Origin of the sequence: Azospira sp. APE16 (assembly GCF_047901315.1) — a bacterium.
GTDB classification, from domain to species: Bacteria; Pseudomonadota; Gammaproteobacteria; order Burkholderiales; family Rhodocyclaceae; genus Azospira; species Azospira oryzae.
Genome location: NZ_CP179682.1, coordinates 1339390 through 1357928 on the forward strand (window position 1 = coordinate 1339390; position 18539 = coordinate 1357928).

Here is an 18539-nt window from a genome sequence, read left to right on the forward strand (position 1 = left end):
CCGATAATGAAACCAGGTTTATGAGTCAGAAAACACTACAAGCCGTCCGCGGCATGAACGACATCCTCCCCGACGAAGCCGAGCTGTGGGAGCGCTTCGAGGAGGTAGTCCGTTCCTGGCTGCACAGCTACGGCTACCGCCCCATCCGCATGCCCGTCGTGGAGCCCACCGGCCTCTTCAAGCGGGCCATCGGCGAGGTCACGGACATCGTCGAGAAGGAAATGTATTCCTTCGAGGACGCCCTTAACGGTGAAAACCTCACCTTGCGCCCGGAAGGCACCGCCGGCTGCGTCCGTGCCGTGATTCAGCACAGCCTGGCCGCCCAGCATCCGCGCCGCCTCTACTACATGGGCCAGATGTTCCGCCACGAGCGGCCCCAGCGTGGCCGCTACCGCCAGTTCCACCAGGTGGGCGTGGAGTCCTTCGGCTTTGCCGGTCCCGATGTGGATGCGGAACAGATTCTCATGGGCGCCCGCCTGTGGGACGACCTGGGTCTGGAAGGCATCACCCTGCAGATCAACAGCCTGGGCCAGCCCGAAGAGCGGGCCCGGCACCGGGCTGAGCTGATCGCCTATTTCCAGGCCAATGCCGACCGGCTGGACGAGGATTCCCAGCGCCGCCTGCACACCAATCCCCTGCGCATCCTGGATACCAAGAATCCGGACATGCAGGAGCTGTGCGCCAACGCCCCCAAGCTGATCGACTTCCTCGGCGCCGAATCCCTGGCCCACTTTGAAGGCGTGCAGCAGGTGCTGCGGGACGCCGGCCAGCCCTATACGGTGAATCCGCGCCTGGTGCGGGGGCTGGACTACTACAACCTGACCGTGTTCGAATGGGTCACCGACCGTCTCGGCGCCCAGGGTACGGTCTGCGCCGGCGGCCGCTACGACGGCCTGGTGGAGCAGCTGGGCGGCAAGCCCACGCCCGCCTGCGGCTTTGCCATGGGGGTGGAACGCCTCATCGCCCTGATCCAGGACCAGGATCTGGCTGGCAATCCGGAGCCGGTGGATGTGTACGTGGTGCACCAGGGCGAGGCCGCCAGCCGGCTCGCCTTCCGCGTCGCCGAAGGGCTGCGGGACAACGGCCTGACCGTGCTCCTCAATTGCGGCGGCGGCAGTTTCAAGAGCCAGATGAAAAAGGCCGACGGCAGCGGTGCTGCCTTCGCCGTGATCATCGGCGACGACGAGGCGGCGGCAGGGGAGGTGAGCCTCAAGTCCCTGCGCAGCGCCGACGGCGAGAAGGGCGAACAACAGCGGGTGAAGGTGGATGATCTGCCTGCCACCCTGATGGATTCAATCATTGATTGGGAAGAGGAATAATGGCCGTCTACGACTTGCAGGAGCAGGAACAGCTCGACGAAATCAAGACCTGGTGGAAGCAGCACGGCAACCTGGTGACCAGCATCCTGCTCGCCGCCGCCATCGGTGTTGCCGGCTGGCAGGGCTGGAACTGGTACCAGGGCCGCCAGTCGGCCCAGGCCGCCGTGGTTTTCGGTGTGCTGCAGAAGGCCGCCCTGGAAGGTGATGCCCAGCGCCTCAAGGCGGCTGCCGGCGAACTGCTGGAAAACTACAAGGGCTCCACCTACGCCGCCCTCGGCGCCCTGACCGCGGCCAAGGTGGCCTTCGACGGCGGCGACCTGAAGACCGCCAAGGTGCAGCTGGCCTGGGTGGCCGAGAACGGCAAGGACGAGCTGCGCGACCTGGGCCGTCTGCGCCTGGCCGCCGTGCTGCTCGACGAGAAGTCCTACGACGAGGCCCTGAAGCAGCTGGAAGCCAAGCCGGCACCCGCCTTCGCGGCCCGCTATGCCGAAGTGCGTGGCGATATTTTCCTGGCCCAGGACAAGAAGGACGAAGCCCGCAAGGCCTTCGCCGACGCCCTGGCCGCCATCGATGCCGCCGCCAAGGCCGGCAGCGGTGCCCAGGATGCCCAGGCAGCCGCCGCCTACCGCCAGGTGCTGCAACAGAAGGCCGATGCCCTGGGAGAGGCCAAGTGAAATTCCGCCCCGCCCTCCTGAGCCTGCTGCTGGCAGCCGCCCTGGGCGGCTGTTCTTCCCTGGACAAGATCAATCCCTTCGCCAGTTCCTCCAAGGTCAAGATGGCCGAACTGGACACCATCAAGCCCAGCGTCAATGTGGTGAGCCTGTGGCAGGGCCGGGCCGGCAAGGCCGAGGACTACGTCTTCACGCCGGCGGTGGTGGATTCCAGCGTCTATGTGGCCGCCAACAACGGCAGCGTCACCCGTTTCGACGACGGCAAGCAGGCCTGGCAGGTTTCCTCCGGCCAGCCCCTCTCCGGCGGTGTCGGCAGCGACGGCCGTCTGGTGGTGGTGGGCACGCCCAAGGGCGAAATCATCGCCTTCGACGCCAAGGACGGCAAGCAGCTGTGGAAGGCCCGGGCCAGTTCCGACATCCTGGCGGCGGCAGCCGTGAGCGCCGACATCGTCGTCGTGCGCACCGGCGACAACCGCCTCTACGGCTTCGATCCGGCCGACGGCAAGCGCAAGTGGGTCTATCAGCGCAACAACCCGGCCCTCTCCCTGCGCAATGCGGCGCCGCCGGTGATTTCCGAACGCTACGTCTTTGCCGGGTTCCCCGGCGGCAAGCTGGTGGCGGTGTCCCTGCAGAACGGCGCCGCCGTCTGGGAAGGCACCGTGGCCCTGCCCAAGGGCACCACCGAGCTGGACCGGGTGGCCGACATCACCAGCCCCCCCGTGTTCGACGGTCCCCAGGTGTGCGCCGTGGCCTACCAGGGCCGCGTCGCCTGCTTCGACCTGACCAACGGCAACCTGATCTGGGCCCGGGACATGTCCTCCGCCTCCGGTCTGGCCATGGACAGCCGCAATATCTACGTCGCCGACGACAAGGGCGCCGTGCATGCCCTGGACCGTTTCCGCGGCACCTCCCTGTGGAAGCAGGACAAGCTCTTCCTGCGCCAGCTCTCCATGCCCCGGGTGGCCCACGGCCTGGTGGCGGTGGGTGACGTCAAGGGCGTGATCCACTTCCTCAACCGGGATGACGGCTCCTTCAGCGCCCGCTTCACCACCGACGGCACTGCCGTGGTGGCGGCGCCCCAGAGCTACGGCAGCGGCTGGCTGTTCCAGACCCAGGGCGGCGGCGTGTTCGCCCTCGACGTTCAATAATCCAAGCAGAAAGCATTACTCGTGAAACCCACCCTGGTACTGGTCGGCCGGCCCAATGTAGGCAAGTCCACCCTGTTCAATCGCCTGACCAAGACCCGTGACGCCATCGTCGCCGACCTGCCCGGGCTGACCCGGGACCGCCACTATGGCCACGGCAAGGTGGGCAGCAAGCCCTATCTGGTGGTGGACACCGGCGGCTTCGAGCCCCTGGCCAAGGACGGCATTTTCCACGAGATGGCGCGCCAGACCGAGCAGGCCATCGCCGAAGCGGACGCCGTGGTCTTCGTGGTGGATGGCCGTGTCGGCATTACCGCCCAGGACAAGGAAATCGCCAACAAGCTGCGCAAGCTGGAGCGCCCGGTGCTGGTGGCAGTGAACAAGGCCGAGGGCATGAAGCACACGGTGGTGGCCGCCGACTTTTACGAACTGGGCCTGGGTGAGCCGTTCCCCGTTTCCGCCACCCACGGCGACGGCGTGCGGGATCTGGTGGAAATGGCCCTGGCCGATTTCCCCGAGCCGGACGAGGATGACGCCAAGGACGAAACGCCCCGGGTGGCCATCGTCGGCCGTCCCAACGTGGGCAAGAGCACCCTCATCAACGCCCTCATGGGCGAAGAGCGGGTCATCGCCTTCGACATGCCCGGCACCACCCGGGATGCCATTTTCGTGGACTTCGAGCGCAACGGCCGCAAGTACACCCTGATCGACACCGCCGGCCTGCGCCGCCGCGGCAAGGTCTTCGAAGCCGTGGAGAAGTTCTCCGTGGTGAAGACCCTGCAGTCCATCGAGGACGCCAACGTGGTGGTGCTGGTGCTGGATGCGGACCAGGACATCTCGGACCAGGACGCCCACATCGCCGGTTTCGTTGTCGAATCCGGCCGCTCCCTGGTGGTGGCGGTGAACAAGTGGGACAGCCTGGACGCCTACCGGCGCGAGCGCATCAAGGTGGATCTGGAACACAAGCTGAAATTCCTCAGCTTCGCCACCTTCCACTACATTTCCGCCCTCAAGGGCCTGGGCCTGGAAAAGCTGTTCACCTCCGTGGACCGGGCCTACGCCGCCGCCATGGCCAAGCTGCCCACGCCCAAGCTGACCCGGGTGCTGCTGGACGCCGTGGCCCGCCAGGCGCCGCCCCGTCACGGTGGCATCTTCCGCCCCAAGCTGCGCTATGCCCACCAGGGCGGCTCCAACCCGCCCCTGATCGTCATCCACGGCAATGCCCTGGATTCCCTGCCGGAAAGCTATCGCCGCTACCTGGAACATACCTTCCGCGAAGTGTTCAAACTGCAGGGCACGCCCCTGCGGGTCCAGTTCAACACCAGCCACAATCCTTTCGCCACCAAGGAAGTGCGCAAGATTGGCAATCCGCGGGACACCTTTTACAAAAACCGCGAGAAAAAGTCCTGAATCTACGGGTTTGCCCGGTGGCTTTCCCCCGGAAAATCCATTAAAGTGCTTTTTCCATAACAACGAACCATGGAGTTTCAGCCATGAGCAATAAAGGGCAACTTTTACAAGACCCGTTTCTCAACACGCTCCGCCGCGAACATGTGCCGGTTTCCATTTACCTGGTGAACGGCATCAAGCTCCAGGGCCAGATCGAGTCCTTCGACCAGTACGTCGTGCTGCTCAAGAACACGGTGACCCAGATGGTCTACAAGCATGCCATTTCCACCGTGGTGCCGGCCCGCCCCGTCAATATCCAGCAGGATAACGGCGCCGAGTCGTGATCATTCCCCACATACGCATTTCCGGCCCGCTGGCATCACCGGCGGGCCGCGTCGTTTTCGGCCGGTTGCGGCCAGTCTGCTCCTAATCCATGTTTGATCGTCCCTCCGCCGGTGACCCCAGGGTCCCCGGTTCCGAGCGCGCCCTCCTGATCCAGGTGGATTTCGGCCAGCCCGACATCGAGGATTCCCAGGAAGAACTGCGCCTGCTGGCCAGCTCGGCTGGTGCCGAAGTGGTGGATGTGCTGGTGGCCAAGCGGGGTGCGCCCGATGCGGCCACCTATGTGGGCAAGGGCAAGGTGCAGGAAATCGGTGCCGTCGCCGCCGCCCATGATGCCACCCTGGTGATTTTCAACCACGAGCTGTCGCCGGCCCAGGAACGCAACCTGGAGCGGGCCCTGCAGTGCCGGGTGATCGACCGCACCAGCCTGATCCTGGACATCTTCGCCCTGCGCGCCAGCAGTTCCGAAGGCAAGCTGCAGGTGGAACTGGCCCAGCTGGAGCATCTGGCCACCCGCCTGGTGCGGGGCTGGACCCACCTGGAGCGGCAGCGGGGCGGCATCGGTATGCGCGGTCCCGGCGAAAAGCAGCTGGAAACGGACCGCCGTCTGCTTGGCGTCCGGGTCAAGAGCCTCAAGGAGCGCCTGGCCAAGCTGTCGCGCCAGCGCAATGTGCAGCGGCGGGCCCGTTCCCGGCGCGATGTGCTCAACGTGTCCCTGGTCGGCTATACCAACGCCGGTAAATCCACCCTGTTCAACGCCATGACCAAGGCCGGCGTCTATGCGGCGGACCAGCTTTTCGCCACCCTGGACACCACCTCCCGCAAGCTGTGGCTGCCGGAAGTGGGCTCCGTGGTGATGTCGGACACGGTGGGTTTCATCCGTGACCTGCCCCACGCCCTGGTGGAGGCTTTCAAGGCCACCCTGGAAGCCACGGCCCAGGCCGATCTGCTGTTGCATGTGGTGGATTCCGCCTCCCATGCCCGGGAGGAGCAGATTGCCGAAGTCAACAAGGTGCTGCACGAGATCGGTGCCGACCAGGTACCCCAGATTCTGGTGTGGAACAAGGCCGACCTTACGGGCTTGCCCGCCGCTGTGGAGCGGGACGAGTATGGTAAACTTCACCGCGTCCGATTGAGTGCCAGGACCGGCGAAGGCCTGGATTTGTTGCGCCAGGCACTGACGGAGTTTGCCAGGGATAATTCACTCAGCATGACGACAGCGGCCTCTGCGGACGATGCCGCGGCAGCCAGTGCGAATGACGCAGTGCAAGACGTTTAGACCGGATCACCGGCCCCTCATACCGCCCTCAATAAGAGTTCCCCGACATGATCTCTAGCATTGGACTTCTGATGTCGCTCAACGACCCCCAGTGGGGCAATCGTGGCAATGGCGACGGCCGCCGTCCCAACCAGGGACCTCCCGATCTGGAAGACCTGTGGCGCGATTTCAACCGCCGCCTGTCCGGCATGTTCGGCAAGAAGGGCGACGGCAAATTTGGCGGCGGCGATTCCGGCGGCCCCTCCGATTTCAATCCCAAGCTCTTCGGCGGCGGCATCGGCCTCCTGGCGGCCCTGGTGGCCGTGGTCTGGCTGGCCTCCGGCTTCTACATCGTCGACGCCTCCCAGCGCGGTGTGGTGCTGCAGTTCGGCAAGTTCAAGGAAACCACGGAACCGGGCCTGCGCTGGCGCCTGCCGTTCCCCATCGAATCCCACGAACTGGTGAATCTCACCGGCGTGCGCACCATCGAGGTGGGCTACCGGGGCAGCGAGAAGAACAAGGTGCTGAAAGAGGCGCTGATGCTGACCGATGATGAAAACATCATCAACATCCAGTTCGCCGTGCAGTACTACCTGAAGGACCCGGTCGAATACCTGTTCAACAACCGCCACGCCGACGAGGCCGTGATGCAGGCTTCGGAAACGGCCATCCGGGAAATCGTCGGCAAGAGCAAGATGGACTTCGTCCTCTACGAAGGCCGGGAGCAGGTGGCGGCCCAGGCGGCCAAGCTGATGCAGGACATCCTGGATCGCTACAACACCGGCATCCTCATTTCCAAGGTCACCATGCAGAATGCCCAGCCGCCGGAGCAGGTCCAGGCAGCCTTCGACGATGCGGTGAAGGCGGGCCAGGACCGGGAGCGGCAGAAGAACGAAGGCCAGGCCTACGCCAACGACGTCATTCCCCGGGCCAAGGGCACCTCTGCCCGCCTGTTGCAGGAAGCCGACGGCTACAAGCAGCGCATGATCGCCACCGCCGAGGGCGATGCCAGCCGCTTCAAGCAGATCCTCGTGGAATACGCCAAGGCACCCGAGGTGACGCGCCAGCGCCTCTATCTGGAAACCATGCAGCAGATCTACGCCAACACCTCCAAGATCATGGTGGATGCCAAGGGCGGCAACAACCTGCTCTACCTGCCCCTGGACAAGCTGATGGAAACCGTGGCGGCGCCCGGCCATGCCGGCGTCCCGGCCGCCCAGGCCGTTGAAAGCACCGTGAACCGGGGTGTGTCGATTTCCAACGACGTTCCGCCCCAGCTGGAAAAGAACGATGTACGTTCCCGTGACGCTTCCCTGCGTTCCCGGGATCGGGACGGCCGCTAAGGAGCCCCAGAGATGAAACAGAGCTTCGGTCTTATCGGCGGCCTGGTGGCCGCCATCGTGGTGGTGCTGGCCCTCAGCCTGTTCACCGTGGATCAGCGCCAGTACGCCGTGGTGCAGCAGCTGGGCGAGGTCAAGTCGGTCATCACCGAACCCGGCCTCAACTTCAAGTGGCCCCTGATCCAGAACGTCCGCTTCTTCGATCGCCGCATCCTGACCATGGATTCCCCGGAACCCGAGCGTTTCATCACCTCGGAAAAGAAGAACGTGCTGGTGGATTCCTACGTCAAGTGGCGCATCGTCGATCCCAAGCTGTACTACATCTCCGTCGGCGGCGACGAATCCCGGGCCCGTACCCGTCTCTCCCAGACCGTCAACGCGGGTCTGCGGGAAGAGTTCGGCAAGCGCACGGTGCATGACGTGGTCTCCGGCGAGCGGGACAAGATCATGGACGACATGCGGGAAAAGGCCGACCAGGATGCCCGCAAGATCGGTGTGCAGATCGTGGACGTGCGCCTGAAGCGCGTCGAGCTGCCCCAGGAAGTGAGCGAGTCCGTCTATCGCCGCATGGAGGCCGAGCGCAAGCGGGTGGCCAACGAACTGCGTTCCCAGGGCGCTGCCGAGGCCGAAAAGATCCGCGCCGACGCCGACCGCCAGCGCGAAGTGCTGGTGGCCGAAGCCTACCGGGATGCCCAGAAGATCAAGGGTGAGGGCGATGCCAAGGCTGCCGCCATCTACGGCCAGGCCTTCGGCCAGAATCCCGAGTTCTTCGCCTTCTACCGCAGCATGGAAGCCTATCGCTCCACCTTCAAGAGCAAGAGCGATGTCATGGTGCTGGAACCCAATTCCGATTTCTTCAAGTACATGAAGAACGTCGGCCGCAGCGGCAAGTAAAGTCGGCCGTCGTTCTGCCTATGGGCGATAATCTCCTCCTCGCCTTCGCGCTCATGCTGGTGCTCGAAGGCGTCGTTCCCTTTCTCGCGCCCCAGGCCTGGCGCGAGACGTTTCGCCGCCTCATCGCCATGAGCGACGGCCAGATCCGCTTCATCGGCCTCACCGCCATGATCGCGGGCCTCATACTGTTGATGATTTTCAAATGAACTGGTTGCTACCCGAATACTTGGCCGATGCCCTGCCGGCAGAGGCCGCCAAGATCGAGCGCCTGCGGCGCCAGACCCTGGACCTGTTCCGCTGCCATGGCTACGAACTGGTCATGCCGCCCCTGCTCGAGTACCTGGAATCCCTGCTCACCGGGTCCGGCCAGGATCTGCGCCTGAAGACCTTCAAGCTGGTGGACCAGCTGTCCGGCCGCACCATGGGCGTGCGTGCCGATATCACGCCCCAGGTGGCCCGCATCGACGCCCACCTGCTCAACCGCCAGGGCGTGGTCCGTCTCTGCTATTGCGACAGCGTGCTGCATACCCTGCCGGCGGCCACCGCCGGCACCCGGGAGCCGATCCAGATCGGCGCCGAGATTTATGGTCATGCCGGCGTCGAGGCCGACCTGGAGATCATTCGTCTGATGGCTGCTGCCCTGGAAGGGGCTGGCCTCTCCGCCGCCCGCCTTGATCTGAGCCATGTCGGCATCTTCCGCGCCATCGCCCAGGCCGCCGGCCTGCCGGCAGCGGCTGACGAGGAAGTGTTCGCCCTGCTGCAGGTCAAGGACATCCCCGGCCTGCAGGCCGCCTGTGCCGGCCTGCCCGAGCCCTACCGTTCCGCCCTGCTGCGCCTGCCCGACCTCTATGGCGATGCTTCCGTGCTGGCCAAGGCCCGGCAGCAGCTGCCCGACCTGCCGGCGGTGCACGCCGGCCTGGACCTGCTCTCGGCCCTGGCCGCCAAGGCCGGCGACCTGCCCATCAGTTTCGATCTGTCGGACCTGCGCGGCTATCATTACCACAACGGCGTCGTTTTCGCCGCCTACAGCCCCGGCTACGCCACCGCCCTGGCCCTGGGCGGCCGCTACGACGGCGCCGGCGAAGCCTTCGGCCGGGCCCGTCCCGCCACGGGGTTCTCCATGGATTTGCGCGAGGTGGCCCGCCTGGCCCCCGCCATCCAGGTTTCAAAAGCCATCCTGGCGCCCTACGGCGGCGAGGATGCCCAGCTGGCCGCCGCCATCGCCCGTCTGCGGGCCGAAGGCGAGGCCGTGGTGGAACTCCTGCCCGGCCAGGCCGGCAGCGAAGGTCTGCCCTGCGACCGCCGGCTGGTGCAGCAGGACGGCAAATGGATTATTGCAGCAATCAATAAGGACTAAGCAGTATGGCTAAGAACGTCGTGGTCGTCGGCACCCAGTGGGGCGACGAGGGGAAGGGAAAGATCGTCGATTGGCTGACGGACAACGCCCAGGGCGTGGTGCGTTTCCAGGGCGGGCACAATGCCGGCCACACCCTGGTGGTGGGCGAGCGCGAATACAAGCTGAACCTGGTGCCCTCCGGCATCGTGCGCGACGGCGTGCAGTGCTACATCGGCAACGGCGTAGTGCTGGACATCCAGCATCTGCTGGCCGAAATCAAGATCCTGGAAGAGGGCGGCCTGGACGTGCGTTCCCGCCTCAAGGTCAGCCCCGGCTGTCCCCTGATCCTGCCCTACCACTCCGCCATCGACAAGGCGCGGGAAGCCGCCAAGTGCGCCGACCAGAAGATCGGCACCACCGGCAAGGGCATCGGTCCGGCCTATGAAGACAAGGTGGCCCGCCGCGGCCTGCGGGTGTACGACCTGTTCAACCCGGAGCGCTTCGCCGCCAAGCTGAAGGAAGTGATGGAGTACCACAACTTCATCCTGACCAAGATGCTGGGTGCCGAGCCCGTTTCCTACGAAGCCGTGCTGGAACAGGCCCTGGCCAATGCGGAACAGATCAAGCCCCTGGTGGCCGACGTCTCCGCTGCCATCTACGAATCCAACAAGGCCGGCCAGAACCTGCTGTTCGAAGGCGCCCAGGGCACCCTGCTGGACATCGACCACGGCACCTATCCCTTCGTCACCTCCAGCAACTGCGTTGCCGGCCAGGCGGCAGCGGGCGCCGGCGTCGGCCCCGGCATGCTGCATTACGTGCTGGGCATCACCAAGGCCTACTGCACCCGCGTCGGCGGCGGTCCGTTCCCCTCCGAGCTGGATATCGAAACCGCCGGCTGTCCCGGCCACCAGATGTCCACCAAGGGCAAGGAATTCGGCACCGTCACCGGTCGCAAGCGCCGCTGTGGCTGGTTCGATGCCGCCGCCCTGCGCCGCTCCGCCCGCATCAACGGCGTCACCGGCCTGTGCATCACCAAGCTGGACGTGCTCGACGGCCTGGAAGAGCTGCACATCTGCACCGGCTACAAGCTGGACGGCAAGGTGCTGGACCTGCTGCCCATCGGTGCCGACGAAGTGGCCCGCTGCGAGCCCATCTACGAAACCATGCCCGGCTGGAAGGAAACCACCTTCGGCGCCAAGCGCTGGGAAGACCTGCCGGCCACGGCCCAGGCCTACCTGGACCGCATTCAGACCCTGTGCGAGATTCCCATCGACATCGTCTCCACCGGTCCGGAGCGGGACGAAACCATCCTCAAGCGGCATCCCTTCGCCGCCTGAGCGAAAAAGCCGGCGTCAGAGCGCCGGCTTTTTTCTTTAACCTGAGTGTCGTCCTGATTGTCGTCAACTCCCCTTAAGCTTGCCGGCAGCCAGTATCGCCGGGTGCATTCGTGCCCTGCGACTGCGGGAGGTGCGTACTCTGCCGCCGCGAATGGGGACGGTGGTGCGGGGAGGGGGGAGTGCCGGACCGGCAGCCGTTGCGGAAGCGGGGCCGGAAAAGCAAAAAGCCGAAAATCCTTGAAGAATTTTCGGCTTTGCCTGAACCTTGGTGCCCAGGAGAGGACTCGAACCTCCACAGTGTTGCCACCGCCAGGACCTGAACCTGGTGCGTCTACCAATTCCGCCACCTGGGCAGGTGTCGAAAAGAGCCCGCATTATAATGAAGCCTGCGGTACTACCGCAAGAGGAAAAATGATTAATTTTTTACCGTCGCTGCAGAACCCGATTTTTGCCATGGCTGTCGCCCCCATGTCGTCCTTGCGGATGGCAGGGCAGGGTGCGTCCCGGCTGGCGGGAATTGTGGCGGCTGGGGAAACCCGTGCAAACGGGAAGCAGAAAAACAAAAAGCCGGCAAAAGCCGGCTTGATGTCTGAAACCTGGTGCCCAGGAGAGGACTCGAACCTCCACAGTGTTGCCACCGCCAGGACCTGAACCTGGTGCGTCTACCAATTCCGCCACCTGGGCAGGTGTCGAAGAAGGCGCGATTATAAGGTAAATAAAGACCATGTCAACTAGAAAACTATCCAAAACCAGAAAAAACGATCCCTTCTTTGAAAGGGAGTGCCAAAAGTACGAGATTCCCCTGCCGTCCCGGGAATACACCATGCAGCTGCTGCAGGACCAGGGACGCCCCGTTTCCTTCGACCAGCTGGTGGCCCTGCTGGACATCAGCCGGGATGAGGAGGACCTCTTCCAGCGCCGTCTCAACGCCATGGAGCGGGACGGCCAGCTGCTGCGCAACCGCAAGAACTCCTACATCCTGCCGGAGAAGGCGGACCTGATTCCGGGCAAGGTGGAAGGCCATCCGGACGGCTTCGGCTTCGTCAAACCGGATGATGGCAGCGACGACCTGTTCCTCGAGCCCAAGCAGATGGACAAGGTGCTGCACGGCGACCGGGTGCTGGTGCGCTGCATCGGCCTGGACCGCCGCGGCCGCCGCGAGGCCACCATCGTCGAAGTGCTGGAGCGGGCCAACACCCGCCTGGTGGGCCGGCTCATGGAAGAGCACGGCATTCAGTTCGTGGTGGCCGAGAACAAGCGCATCAGCCAGGACATCCTGATTCCCCCCGCCGCCATGACCGACAAGCGGGCCAAGCTCAAGGCCCGGCCCGGCAATGTGGTGATGGTGGAAATCCTGGAGCAGCCCTCCCGCTATTCCCAGCCCATCGGCCGCATTGTCGAGATTCTCGGCAACTATGCCGACCCGGGCATGGAAATCGAAATCGCCCTGCGCAAGCACGACCTGCCCTTCGAGTTTTCCAAGGAAGCCCAGGCTGAAAACAAGGCGGTGCCGGACAAGGTCAAGAAGAGCGACTTCAAGGGCCGCGAAGACCTGCGTGAGCTGCCCCTGGTGACCATCGACGGCGAGACCGCCCGGGACTTCGACGATGCGGTCTTCTGCGAGAAGGTGGGCCGGGGCTGGCGCCTGGTGGTGGCCATCGCCGACGTCTCCCATTACGTGCGCCCGGGCATGGCCCTGGACCAGGAGGCCTACGACCGGGGCAACTCGGTGTATTTCCCGCGGCGGGTCATTCCCATGCTGCCGGAGAAGCTTTCCAACGGCATCTGCTCCCTCAATCCGGACGTGGAACGGCTGGCCATGGTGTGCGACATGAACATCAGCGCCACCGGCAGCATTGGCAAGTACCGCTTCTACCCGGCCGTGTTCCGCTCCCATGCCCGCCTCACCTACAACCAGGTGTGGGGCTGGCTGTCCGGCGAAAGCCAGCCGGAGAACGAGGTGCATCAGGCCCTGCAGCCCCACCTGCAGAACCTCTACAAGCTCTTCCAGGTGCTGCTCAAGGCGCGCAAGAAGCGGGGTGCCATCGACTTCGAGACGGTGGAAACCCAGATGCTGTTCAACGCCCAGGGCAAGATCGAGAACATCGTGCCCGTGGTGCGCAACGACGCCCACCGCCTGATCGAGGAATGCATGCTGGCGGCCAACGTCTGCGCCTCCGGCTTCCTGCATGAGCACAAGCAGGCCTGCCTGTACCGGGTGCACCAGGGACCGACGCCGGAAAAGCTGGAGAACCTGCGGGCCTTCCTCGGCGAATTCGGCTTCTCCCTGGCCGGCGGCGACGAGCCCAAGGCCAAGGATTACGCCGAGCTGCTGGAAAAGATCCAGGGCCGTCCCGACACCCAGCTGCTGCAGACGGTGATGCTGCGCTCCCTGCGCCAGGCCCAGTACGCCCCGGAAAACCTGGGCCACTTCGGCCTGGCCTACGAGGCCTACACCCACTTCACCTCGCCCATCCGTCGCTATCCCGACCTGCTGGTGCATCGTGCCATCAAGGCCGTGCTGGCCGGCGAGACCTACAACCCGGGCAAGTGGGAAGACATCGGCCTGCATTGCTCCGGCACCGAGCGCCGGGCCGACGAGGCCACCCGGGACGTGGACAACTGGCTGAAGTGCTTCTACATGAAGGAGCGCATCGGGGAGGAATTCGAGGGCACCATCGCTGGCGTCGCCGCCTTCGGCATCTTTGTCGCCCTGGACGAGGTCTTCGTCGAAGGCATGGTGCACGTTTCCGAACTGGGCGAGGACTACTTCCACTTCGAGCCGGCCAAGCACCAGATGCTGGGCGAACGCAGCGGCAAGCGCTTCCGCCTCGGCGACCGCCTGCGGGTGAAGCTGGTACGGGCCGACCTGGAGTCCGGCCGCATCGACTTCATCCTGGCCCAGGAAAAGAAGGATGGTCCGGCCGGCGACGACGAGGTGGTGACCTGGCGCAAGAACACCACGGGCAAGCCAGCCCTGGGGGCAGCTGCTCCGCAAGGCAAGCCCCGTGCGGGTTCCGGCGGTGGCAAGCCCGGCAAGTCCGCCCCTGGCGGCAAAGCGGGCGGTCCGGGTCAGGGCGGTCATCGCGGCAAGAGTCCGGCCGCTGCCAAGACGGGCGCTCCCAAGCGGAGCGGCAAGGGCGGGGCGAAGGGCGGCAGCAAGTCCGCCAGCAGGGGCGGCGCCAACAACGGCGGCCGCAAGGGGCGCTAGGCCCCGTTGCCGTGTCTCAGGTCTGGCCGGCGAGTCCCGCCGGCAGGGCCTGGGCCCAGCCCAGCTCGGCCACCAGCCGGGCGAAATCGCCCTCCAGGGGCGCTTCCAGCAGCAGGGGGGCGCCGCTGGCCGGGTGTCTCACTTCCAGACGCAGGCAGGCCAGCAGCAGGCGCGGGCAGGCGAAGTGCTGGGCGAAGAAGCGGTTGTGCTTGCCCTTGCCGTAGGTGGCGTCGCCGATGATGGGATGGGCGATGTGCTTGAGATGGCGCCGCAGCTGGTGCTGCCGGCCGGTGGCCGGCTCCAGTTCAAGCAGGGCGTAGCGGCTGCTGGGATAGCGGTCCACCGCCAGCGGCAGTTCCACCGTGGCCAGGCGCCGGTAGCGGGTGAGGGCGGCCTGGGGCTCCCGGTTCATGCGCTCCCCCTGCCATTCCCCGTCGTCGAACTGGCGGCTGAGGGCATGGTCGATGACGCCGGCTTCCTCCGGATGGCCGCGCACCACCGCCACATAGGTCTTGTGCACCGTCTGGGCCTCGAACTGGCGCCCCAGTTCCCGGGCCATGTCGCTGCTGAGGGCGAACAGCAGCACGCCGGAAGTGCCCCGGTCCAGGCGATGGGCCGGGTAGACCCACTGGCCGATCTGGTCCCGCAGCAGCTGCACGGCGAAGCGGGTCTCGTGCCGGTCCACCAGGGAGCGGTGCACCAGCAGGCCGGGGGGCTTGTGGATGGCGATCAGGTGCTCGTCGCGGTAGATAATCGGCAGCATCCGCTCGGTTTTCCTCGGTAACGGTGGTGGCAAAGGGGAGGGGCATCCTAGCAGGAATTGCTGCCCGAGGGCTTCCCGCCGGCCTCTCCGTATCCGCCGAAGGCCGCCCTGGCGCCCATCCCGCAGCTGTCTTGATGCGTATCAACGACGCCCCATTTCTTCCCGCGTTCAATGGCAGCCACGATCTCCAGGGAAGAAAAAATGTTCCGCATCTCCCAATTCATGGACGAGCTGGTGACCCCCAGCACCGTCGGCCCCCGCCGCAATCCGCCCGGGCCGGTGGTGATCTGGAACCTGGTGCGCCGCTGCAACCTCACCTGCAAGCACTGCTACTCCATCTCCGCCGACAAGGATTTTCCCGGCGAACTGAACACCGAGCAGGTGTTCACCGTGATGGACGACCTCAAGGCCTTCCGCGTGCCGGTGCTGATCCTCTCCGGCGGCGAGCCCCTGCTGCGGCCCGACATCTTCGACATCGCCCGCCGCGCCAAGGGCATGGGCTTCTACGTCGGCCTTTCCTCCAACGGCACCCTCATCAACGAAGCCAATATCGACGCCATCGCCGACATCGGCTTCGACTACGTGGGCGTCAGCCTGGACGGCATCAAGGAGACCCACGACAGGTTCCGCCGCCTGGAAGGGGCTTTCGACGCCTCCCTGGCCGGCATCCGCCTGTGCAAGGAACAGGGCATCAAGGTGGGCGTGCGCTACACCATGACCCAGGACAACGCCCACGACCTGCCCGGCCTGCTCAAGCTGATCGAGGCCGAGGGCATCGACAAGTTCTACTTCTCCCACCTCAACTACGCCGGCCGGGGCAACAAGAACCGGGCCACCGACACCCATCACCTGGCCACCCGCCAGGCCATGGACCTGCTTCTGGACACCTGCTGGGAATACAGCCAAATGAGCCGGCAGGGTGGCCCGCACAAGGAATTCGTCACCGGCAACAACGACGCCGACGGCGTGTACCTGCTGCGCTGGGTGGCCCGCCGCTTCCCGGACAAGGTCTCCCACATCCGCGCCAAGCTGGAGCAGTGGGGCGGCAACGCCAGCGGCGTCAATGTGGCCAACATCGACAACCTGGGCAATGTGCATCCGGACACCATGTGGTGGCACCACACCCTGGGCAACGTCAAGGAGCGGCCCTTCTCCACCTTGTGGAACGATCTCTCCGACCCCCTCATGGCCGGCCTCAAGCAGCACCCGCGGCCCGTGGAGGGGCGCTGCGGCGCCTGCGCCTACCTCAACATCTGCAACGGCAACACCCGGGTGCGGGCCCAGCAGCTGACCGGCAATCCCTGGGCCGAAGACCCGGCCTGCTATCTCAGCGACGAAGAAATCGGCGTCAAAAAGGTAACCGAGGTATCCCTATGAAAACCTGCGTCCAGGCCGCCAGGCGGCCATCCTCCCTGGCCTTCTGGCTGTTTTCCGTGCCCCTGGGCCTGGGGGCGTTGTGGCTGGCCAGCCGGCCGGCCCACGCCGCCGATGCCAACGCCCCGGCCCTGTTCCAGCAGCACTGCGCCGCCTGCCACGGTGCCGACCGCCTGGGGGGCATGGGCCCGGCCCTGCTGCCGGAAAACCTGGAACGGCTGAGAAAGGCCGAAGCCCTCAAGACCATCAGGGAAGGCCGGGCCGCCACCCAGATGCCGGCCTTCAAGGACCAGCTGAGCGAGGCCGACATCGCCGCCCTGGCCGACTACGCCTACGCCCCGGTGAACCCCAAGCCCACCTGGACGGAGAAGGACATCCGCGCCTCCCGCATCCAGCATGTGGACGAGAAGACCCTCTCGCCCAAGCCGGTGTTCAAGGCCGACCCCATGAACCTCTTCGTGGTGGTGGAAGGGGGCGACCATCACGTCTCCATCCTCGACGGCGACAAGCTGGAGCCCATCCACCGCTTCCAGTCCCGCTACGCCCTCCACGGCGGGCCCAAGTTCTCCCCCGACGGCCGCTTCGTGTATTTCGCCTCCCGGGACGGCTGGCTGACCAAGTTCGACCTGTGGAACCTGAAAGTGGTGGCCGAGGTGCGGGCCGGCATCAACACCCGCAACGCCGCCGTCTCCGGCGACGGCAAGTACGTCATGGCCGCCAACTACCTGCCCCAGGATCTGGTGCTGTTCGACGCCGACCTCAACCTGATCAAGGTGATGGAGGCGAAGAGCGCCGACGGCAAGGAAAGCTCCCGGGTCTCCGCGGTGTACGACGCCGCCCCGCGCAAGAGCTTCGTCGCCGCCATGAAGGACATGCCCGAGGTCTGGGAAATCAGCTACGACCCGGAAGCCCATCCCATCTACGACGGCCTGGTGCACGACTACCAGTACAAGGAAGGGGTCTCGGTGCCCGGCTTCCTCAACCCCCGCCGCACCCGCCTCACCGATTCCCTGGACGATTTCTTCTTCGACCAGAGCTATTCCGAGGTGATGGGCACCAGCCGGGAAGGCAAGGGCCAGGTGGTGAACCTGGATGCCCGGCGCAAGGTCTCCGAACTGCAGCTCTCCGGCATGCCCCACCTGGGCTCCGGCATCACCTGGAACTGGCAGGGGCGCACCGTGATGGCCTCCACCAACCTCAAGGAAGGCAAGGTGACGGTGATCGACATGAAGGACTGGAAACCGGTGAAGGACATCGTCACCCGGGGAGCCGGCTTCTTCCTGCGCAGCCACGAGAACAGCCGCTACGCCTTCGTCGATTCCATGATGAGCCCGGCCAAGGACACCCTGCAGGTGATCGACAAGGACAAGCTGGAGATCGTCAAGGAACTCAAGCCCGTCCCCGGCAAGACCCTGGCCCACATCGAGTTCACCAAGGACGGCCGTTATGCCCTGGCCAGCCTGTGGGAGATGGATGGCGCCCTGATCATCTACGACGCCAGGACCCTGGAAGAGGTGAAGCGCCTGCCCATGAAGAAGCCCGTGGGCAAGTACAACGTGTGGAACAAGATCACCCGTTCCGAAGGCACCAGCCACTAGGCTGGGCTCGGCAGTCCGGGCTCCGTCGCTCGGGGTCCGCTGCGGGCCCTCCGCTTGCCGCTACGGCGGTGGGGATGGCCTGAGTAAGGGGTGATGGGAAGGGGGGCTGCCCGGCCGGGCAGCAGCGCCCTGGATGTGACCAGGGGAGGCAGGGGCCCGGTAACCCGGGAGCTGTTCCGTCAGAGCCGCTGCAACAGCTTTTCCAGGGCCCGGTGCACCGTTTCCGCCTTGAAGGGCTTGACGATGTAGCCCTGGATGCCGGTCTGGATCAGTTCCCGCACCCGGTTCTGGTCCGCTTCCACGGTGACCATGATCACCGGCATCTGGTGGCCCGCCGCCCGCAGGGCGCGGACGAACTGGCCGCCATCCATGACCGGCATGTTCCAGTCGCTGACGATGGCGTCGATGCCGCCGGCCTGCACCATCTCCAGGCCGGCCTGGCCGTGGGAAGCCTGCTTGACGGCAAAGCCCACCTCCTGGGCGATGGCGGTGAGGATGCCGCGCATGGACTCCACGTCGTCCACCACCAGGAGGGTCTTGGCTGCCATGGCCGGAGCTGACG

At 65.4% G+C, this 18539-nt stretch carries 16 protein-coding genes and 2 tRNA genes; 14 read left to right on the plus strand and 4 right to left on the minus strand.

Annotated elements, in window-relative coordinates; all coding sequences use genetic code 11:
- Positions 1–20 precede the first annotated feature (20 nt).
- The 11 genes from hisS to ACLSSQ_RS06600 all read left to right on the plus strand — a co-directional run bounded on the left by hisS (position 21) and on the right by ACLSSQ_RS06600 (position 11031).
- Entirely contained in the window at positions 21–1319 is a 1299-nt protein-coding gene (gene hisS, locus ACLSSQ_RS06550; protein ID WP_416244112.1) for a histidine--tRNA ligase, read from the plus strand.
- Complete coding sequence (locus tag ACLSSQ_RS06555; protein ID WP_416244113.1) at positions 1319–1993, plus strand: YfgM family protein; 675 nt, start codon at positions 1319–1321, stop codon at positions 1991–1993. The genes hisS and ACLSSQ_RS06555 overlap by 1 nt, the downstream gene beginning before the upstream one ends.
- Positions 1990–3138 (plus strand): outer membrane protein assembly factor BamB, encoded by a 1149-nt coding sequence (gene bamB, locus ACLSSQ_RS06560; RefSeq protein ID WP_416244114.1) that lies wholly within the window; start codon positions 1990–1992, stop codon positions 3136–3138. Before ACLSSQ_RS06555 ends, bamB begins: the two co-directional genes overlap by 4 nt.
- Before the next feature lie 21 nt (positions 3139–3159).
- Positions 3160–4545, plus strand: coding sequence for a ribosome biogenesis GTPase Der (gene der, locus ACLSSQ_RS06565; protein WP_014238150.1), 1386 nt, complete (start codon positions 3160–3162; stop codon positions 4543–4545).
- A gap of 83 nt (positions 4546–4628) precedes the next feature.
- Entirely contained in the window at positions 4629–4868 is a 240-nt protein-coding gene (gene hfq / locus ACLSSQ_RS06570) for an RNA chaperone Hfq (RefSeq protein ID WP_014238149.1), read from the plus strand.
- Between the two features lie 89 nt (positions 4869–4957).
- The gene (gene hflX / locus ACLSSQ_RS06575; protein WP_130458810.1) at positions 4958–6145 is read left to right on the plus strand and encodes a GTPase HflX; all 1188 of its coding nucleotides are present in this window, start codon (positions 4958–4960) and stop codon (positions 6143–6145) included.
- Positions 6146–6216: 71 nt separating this feature from the next.
- Positions 6217–7467, plus strand: a complete 1251-nt coding sequence (gene hflK / locus ACLSSQ_RS06580; RefSeq protein ID WP_043798355.1) for an FtsH protease activity modulator HflK — start codon at positions 6217–6219, stop codon at positions 7465–7467.
- Positions 7468–7479: 12 nt separating this feature from the next.
- On the plus strand, positions 7480–8358 hold the full coding sequence (gene hflC / locus ACLSSQ_RS06585; protein WP_014238146.1) for a protease modulator HflC: 879 nt from the start codon (positions 7480–7482) through the stop codon (positions 8356–8358).
- Positions 8359–8378: 20 nt separating this feature from the next.
- Complete coding sequence (locus ACLSSQ_RS06590; protein WP_014238145.1) at positions 8379–8564, plus strand: DUF2065 domain-containing protein; 186 nt, start codon at positions 8379–8381, stop codon at positions 8562–8564.
- On the plus strand, positions 8561–9715 hold the full coding sequence (locus ACLSSQ_RS06595) for an ATP phosphoribosyltransferase regulatory subunit (RefSeq protein ID WP_416244115.1): 1155 nt from the start codon (positions 8561–8563) through the stop codon (positions 9713–9715). Before ACLSSQ_RS06590 ends, ACLSSQ_RS06595 begins: the two co-directional genes overlap by 4 nt.
- 5 nt (positions 9716–9720) lie before the next feature.
- Positions 9721–11031, plus strand: coding sequence for an adenylosuccinate synthase (locus ACLSSQ_RS06600; RefSeq protein ID WP_416244116.1), 1311 nt, complete (start codon positions 9721–9723; stop codon positions 11029–11031).
- A gap of 266 nt (positions 11032–11297) precedes the next feature.
- Here the strand turns inward: ACLSSQ_RS06600 and ACLSSQ_RS06605 are convergent.
- Together ACLSSQ_RS06605 and ACLSSQ_RS06610 are read right to left on the minus strand one after the other, a co-directional pair.
- Positions 11298–11384, minus strand: a tRNA-Leu gene (locus tag ACLSSQ_RS06605).
- Positions 11385–11628: 244 nt separating this feature from the next.
- Positions 11629–11715, minus strand: a tRNA-Leu gene (locus ACLSSQ_RS06610).
- Positions 11716–11854: 139 nt separating this feature from the next.
- Between ACLSSQ_RS06610 and rnr the strand changes: the two genes are divergently transcribed.
- The gene (gene rnr / locus ACLSSQ_RS06615) at positions 11855–14242 is read left to right on the plus strand and encodes a ribonuclease R (protein ID WP_416244117.1); all 2388 of its coding nucleotides are present in this window, start codon (positions 11855–11857) and stop codon (positions 14240–14242) included.
- A 16-nt stretch (positions 14243–14258) separates the two neighbouring features.
- Here rnr and ACLSSQ_RS06620 read toward each other — a convergent pair whose 3' ends face one another.
- The gene (locus ACLSSQ_RS06620; protein ID WP_152088914.1) at positions 14259–15005 is read right to left on the minus strand and encodes a tRNA pseudouridine(65) synthase TruC; all 747 of its coding nucleotides are present in this window, start codon (positions 15003–15005) and stop codon (positions 14259–14261) included.
- Positions 15006–15206: 201 nt separating this feature from the next.
- Here ACLSSQ_RS06620 and nirJ point away from each other — a divergent pair, with 201 nt between their 5' ends.
- Together nirJ and ACLSSQ_RS06630 are read left to right on the plus strand one after the other, a co-directional pair.
- A complete protein-coding gene (nirJ, locus tag ACLSSQ_RS06625; protein ID WP_416244118.1) occupies positions 15207–16382 on the plus strand; it encodes a heme d1 biosynthesis radical SAM protein NirJ in 1176 nt (391 codons plus the stop codon).
- Positions 16379–17977 (plus strand): cytochrome D1 domain-containing protein, encoded by a 1599-nt coding sequence (locus tag ACLSSQ_RS06630; RefSeq protein WP_416244119.1) that lies wholly within the window; start codon positions 16379–16381, stop codon positions 17975–17977. Before nirJ ends, ACLSSQ_RS06630 begins: the two co-directional genes overlap by 4 nt.
- A gap of 179 nt (positions 17978–18156) precedes the next feature.
- Here ACLSSQ_RS06630 and ACLSSQ_RS06635 read toward each other — a convergent pair whose 3' ends face one another.
- Positions 18157–18525 (minus strand): response regulator, encoded by a 369-nt coding sequence (locus ACLSSQ_RS06635; RefSeq protein ID WP_014238138.1) that lies wholly within the window; start codon positions 18523–18525, stop codon positions 18157–18159.
- Positions 18526–18539 lie beyond the last annotated feature (14 nt).

Coding starts and splice junctions, on each gene's coding strand:
- hisS (WP_416244112.1), top strand. CDS start 21: ATGAGTCAGAAAACACTACAAGCCGTCCGCGGCATGAACGACATCCTC.
- ACLSSQ_RS06555 (WP_416244113.1), top strand. CDS start 1,319: ATGGCCGTCTACGACTTGCAGGAGCAGGAACAGCTCGACGAAATCAAG.
- hfq (WP_014238149.1), top strand. CDS start 4,629: ATGAGCAATAAAGGGCAACTTTTACAAGACCCGTTTCTCAACACGCTC.
- hflX (WP_130458810.1), top strand. CDS start 4,958: ATGTTTGATCGTCCCTCCGCCGGTGACCCCAGGGTCCCCGGTTCCGAG.
- hflK (WP_043798355.1), top strand. CDS start 6,217: ATGTCGCTCAACGACCCCCAGTGGGGCAATCGTGGCAATGGCGACGGC.
- hflC (WP_014238146.1), top strand. CDS start 7,480: ATGAAACAGAGCTTCGGTCTTATCGGCGGCCTGGTGGCCGCCATCGTG.
- ACLSSQ_RS06590 (WP_014238145.1), top strand. CDS start 8,379: ATGGGCGATAATCTCCTCCTCGCCTTCGCGCTCATGCTGGTGCTCGAA.
- ACLSSQ_RS06595 (WP_416244115.1), top strand. CDS start 8,561: ATGAACTGGTTGCTACCCGAATACTTGGCCGATGCCCTGCCGGCAGAG.
- ACLSSQ_RS06600 (WP_416244116.1), top strand. CDS start 9,721: ATGGCTAAGAACGTCGTGGTCGTCGGCACCCAGTGGGGCGACGAGGGG.
- rnr (WP_416244117.1), top strand. CDS start 11,855: ATGCAGCTGCTGCAGGACCAGGGACGCCCCGTTTCCTTCGACCAGCTG.
- ACLSSQ_RS06620 (WP_152088914.1), bottom strand. CDS start 15,005: ATGCTGCCGATTATCTACCGCGACGAGCACCTGATCGCCATCCACAAG.
- nirJ (WP_416244118.1), top strand. CDS start 15,207: ATGTTCCGCATCTCCCAATTCATGGACGAGCTGGTGACCCCCAGCACC.
- ACLSSQ_RS06630 (WP_416244119.1), top strand. CDS start 16,379: ATGAAAACCTGCGTCCAGGCCGCCAGGCGGCCATCCTCCCTGGCCTTC.
- ACLSSQ_RS06635 (WP_014238138.1), bottom strand. CDS start 18,525: ATGGCAGCCAAGACCCTCCTGGTGGTGGACGACGTGGAGTCCATGCGC.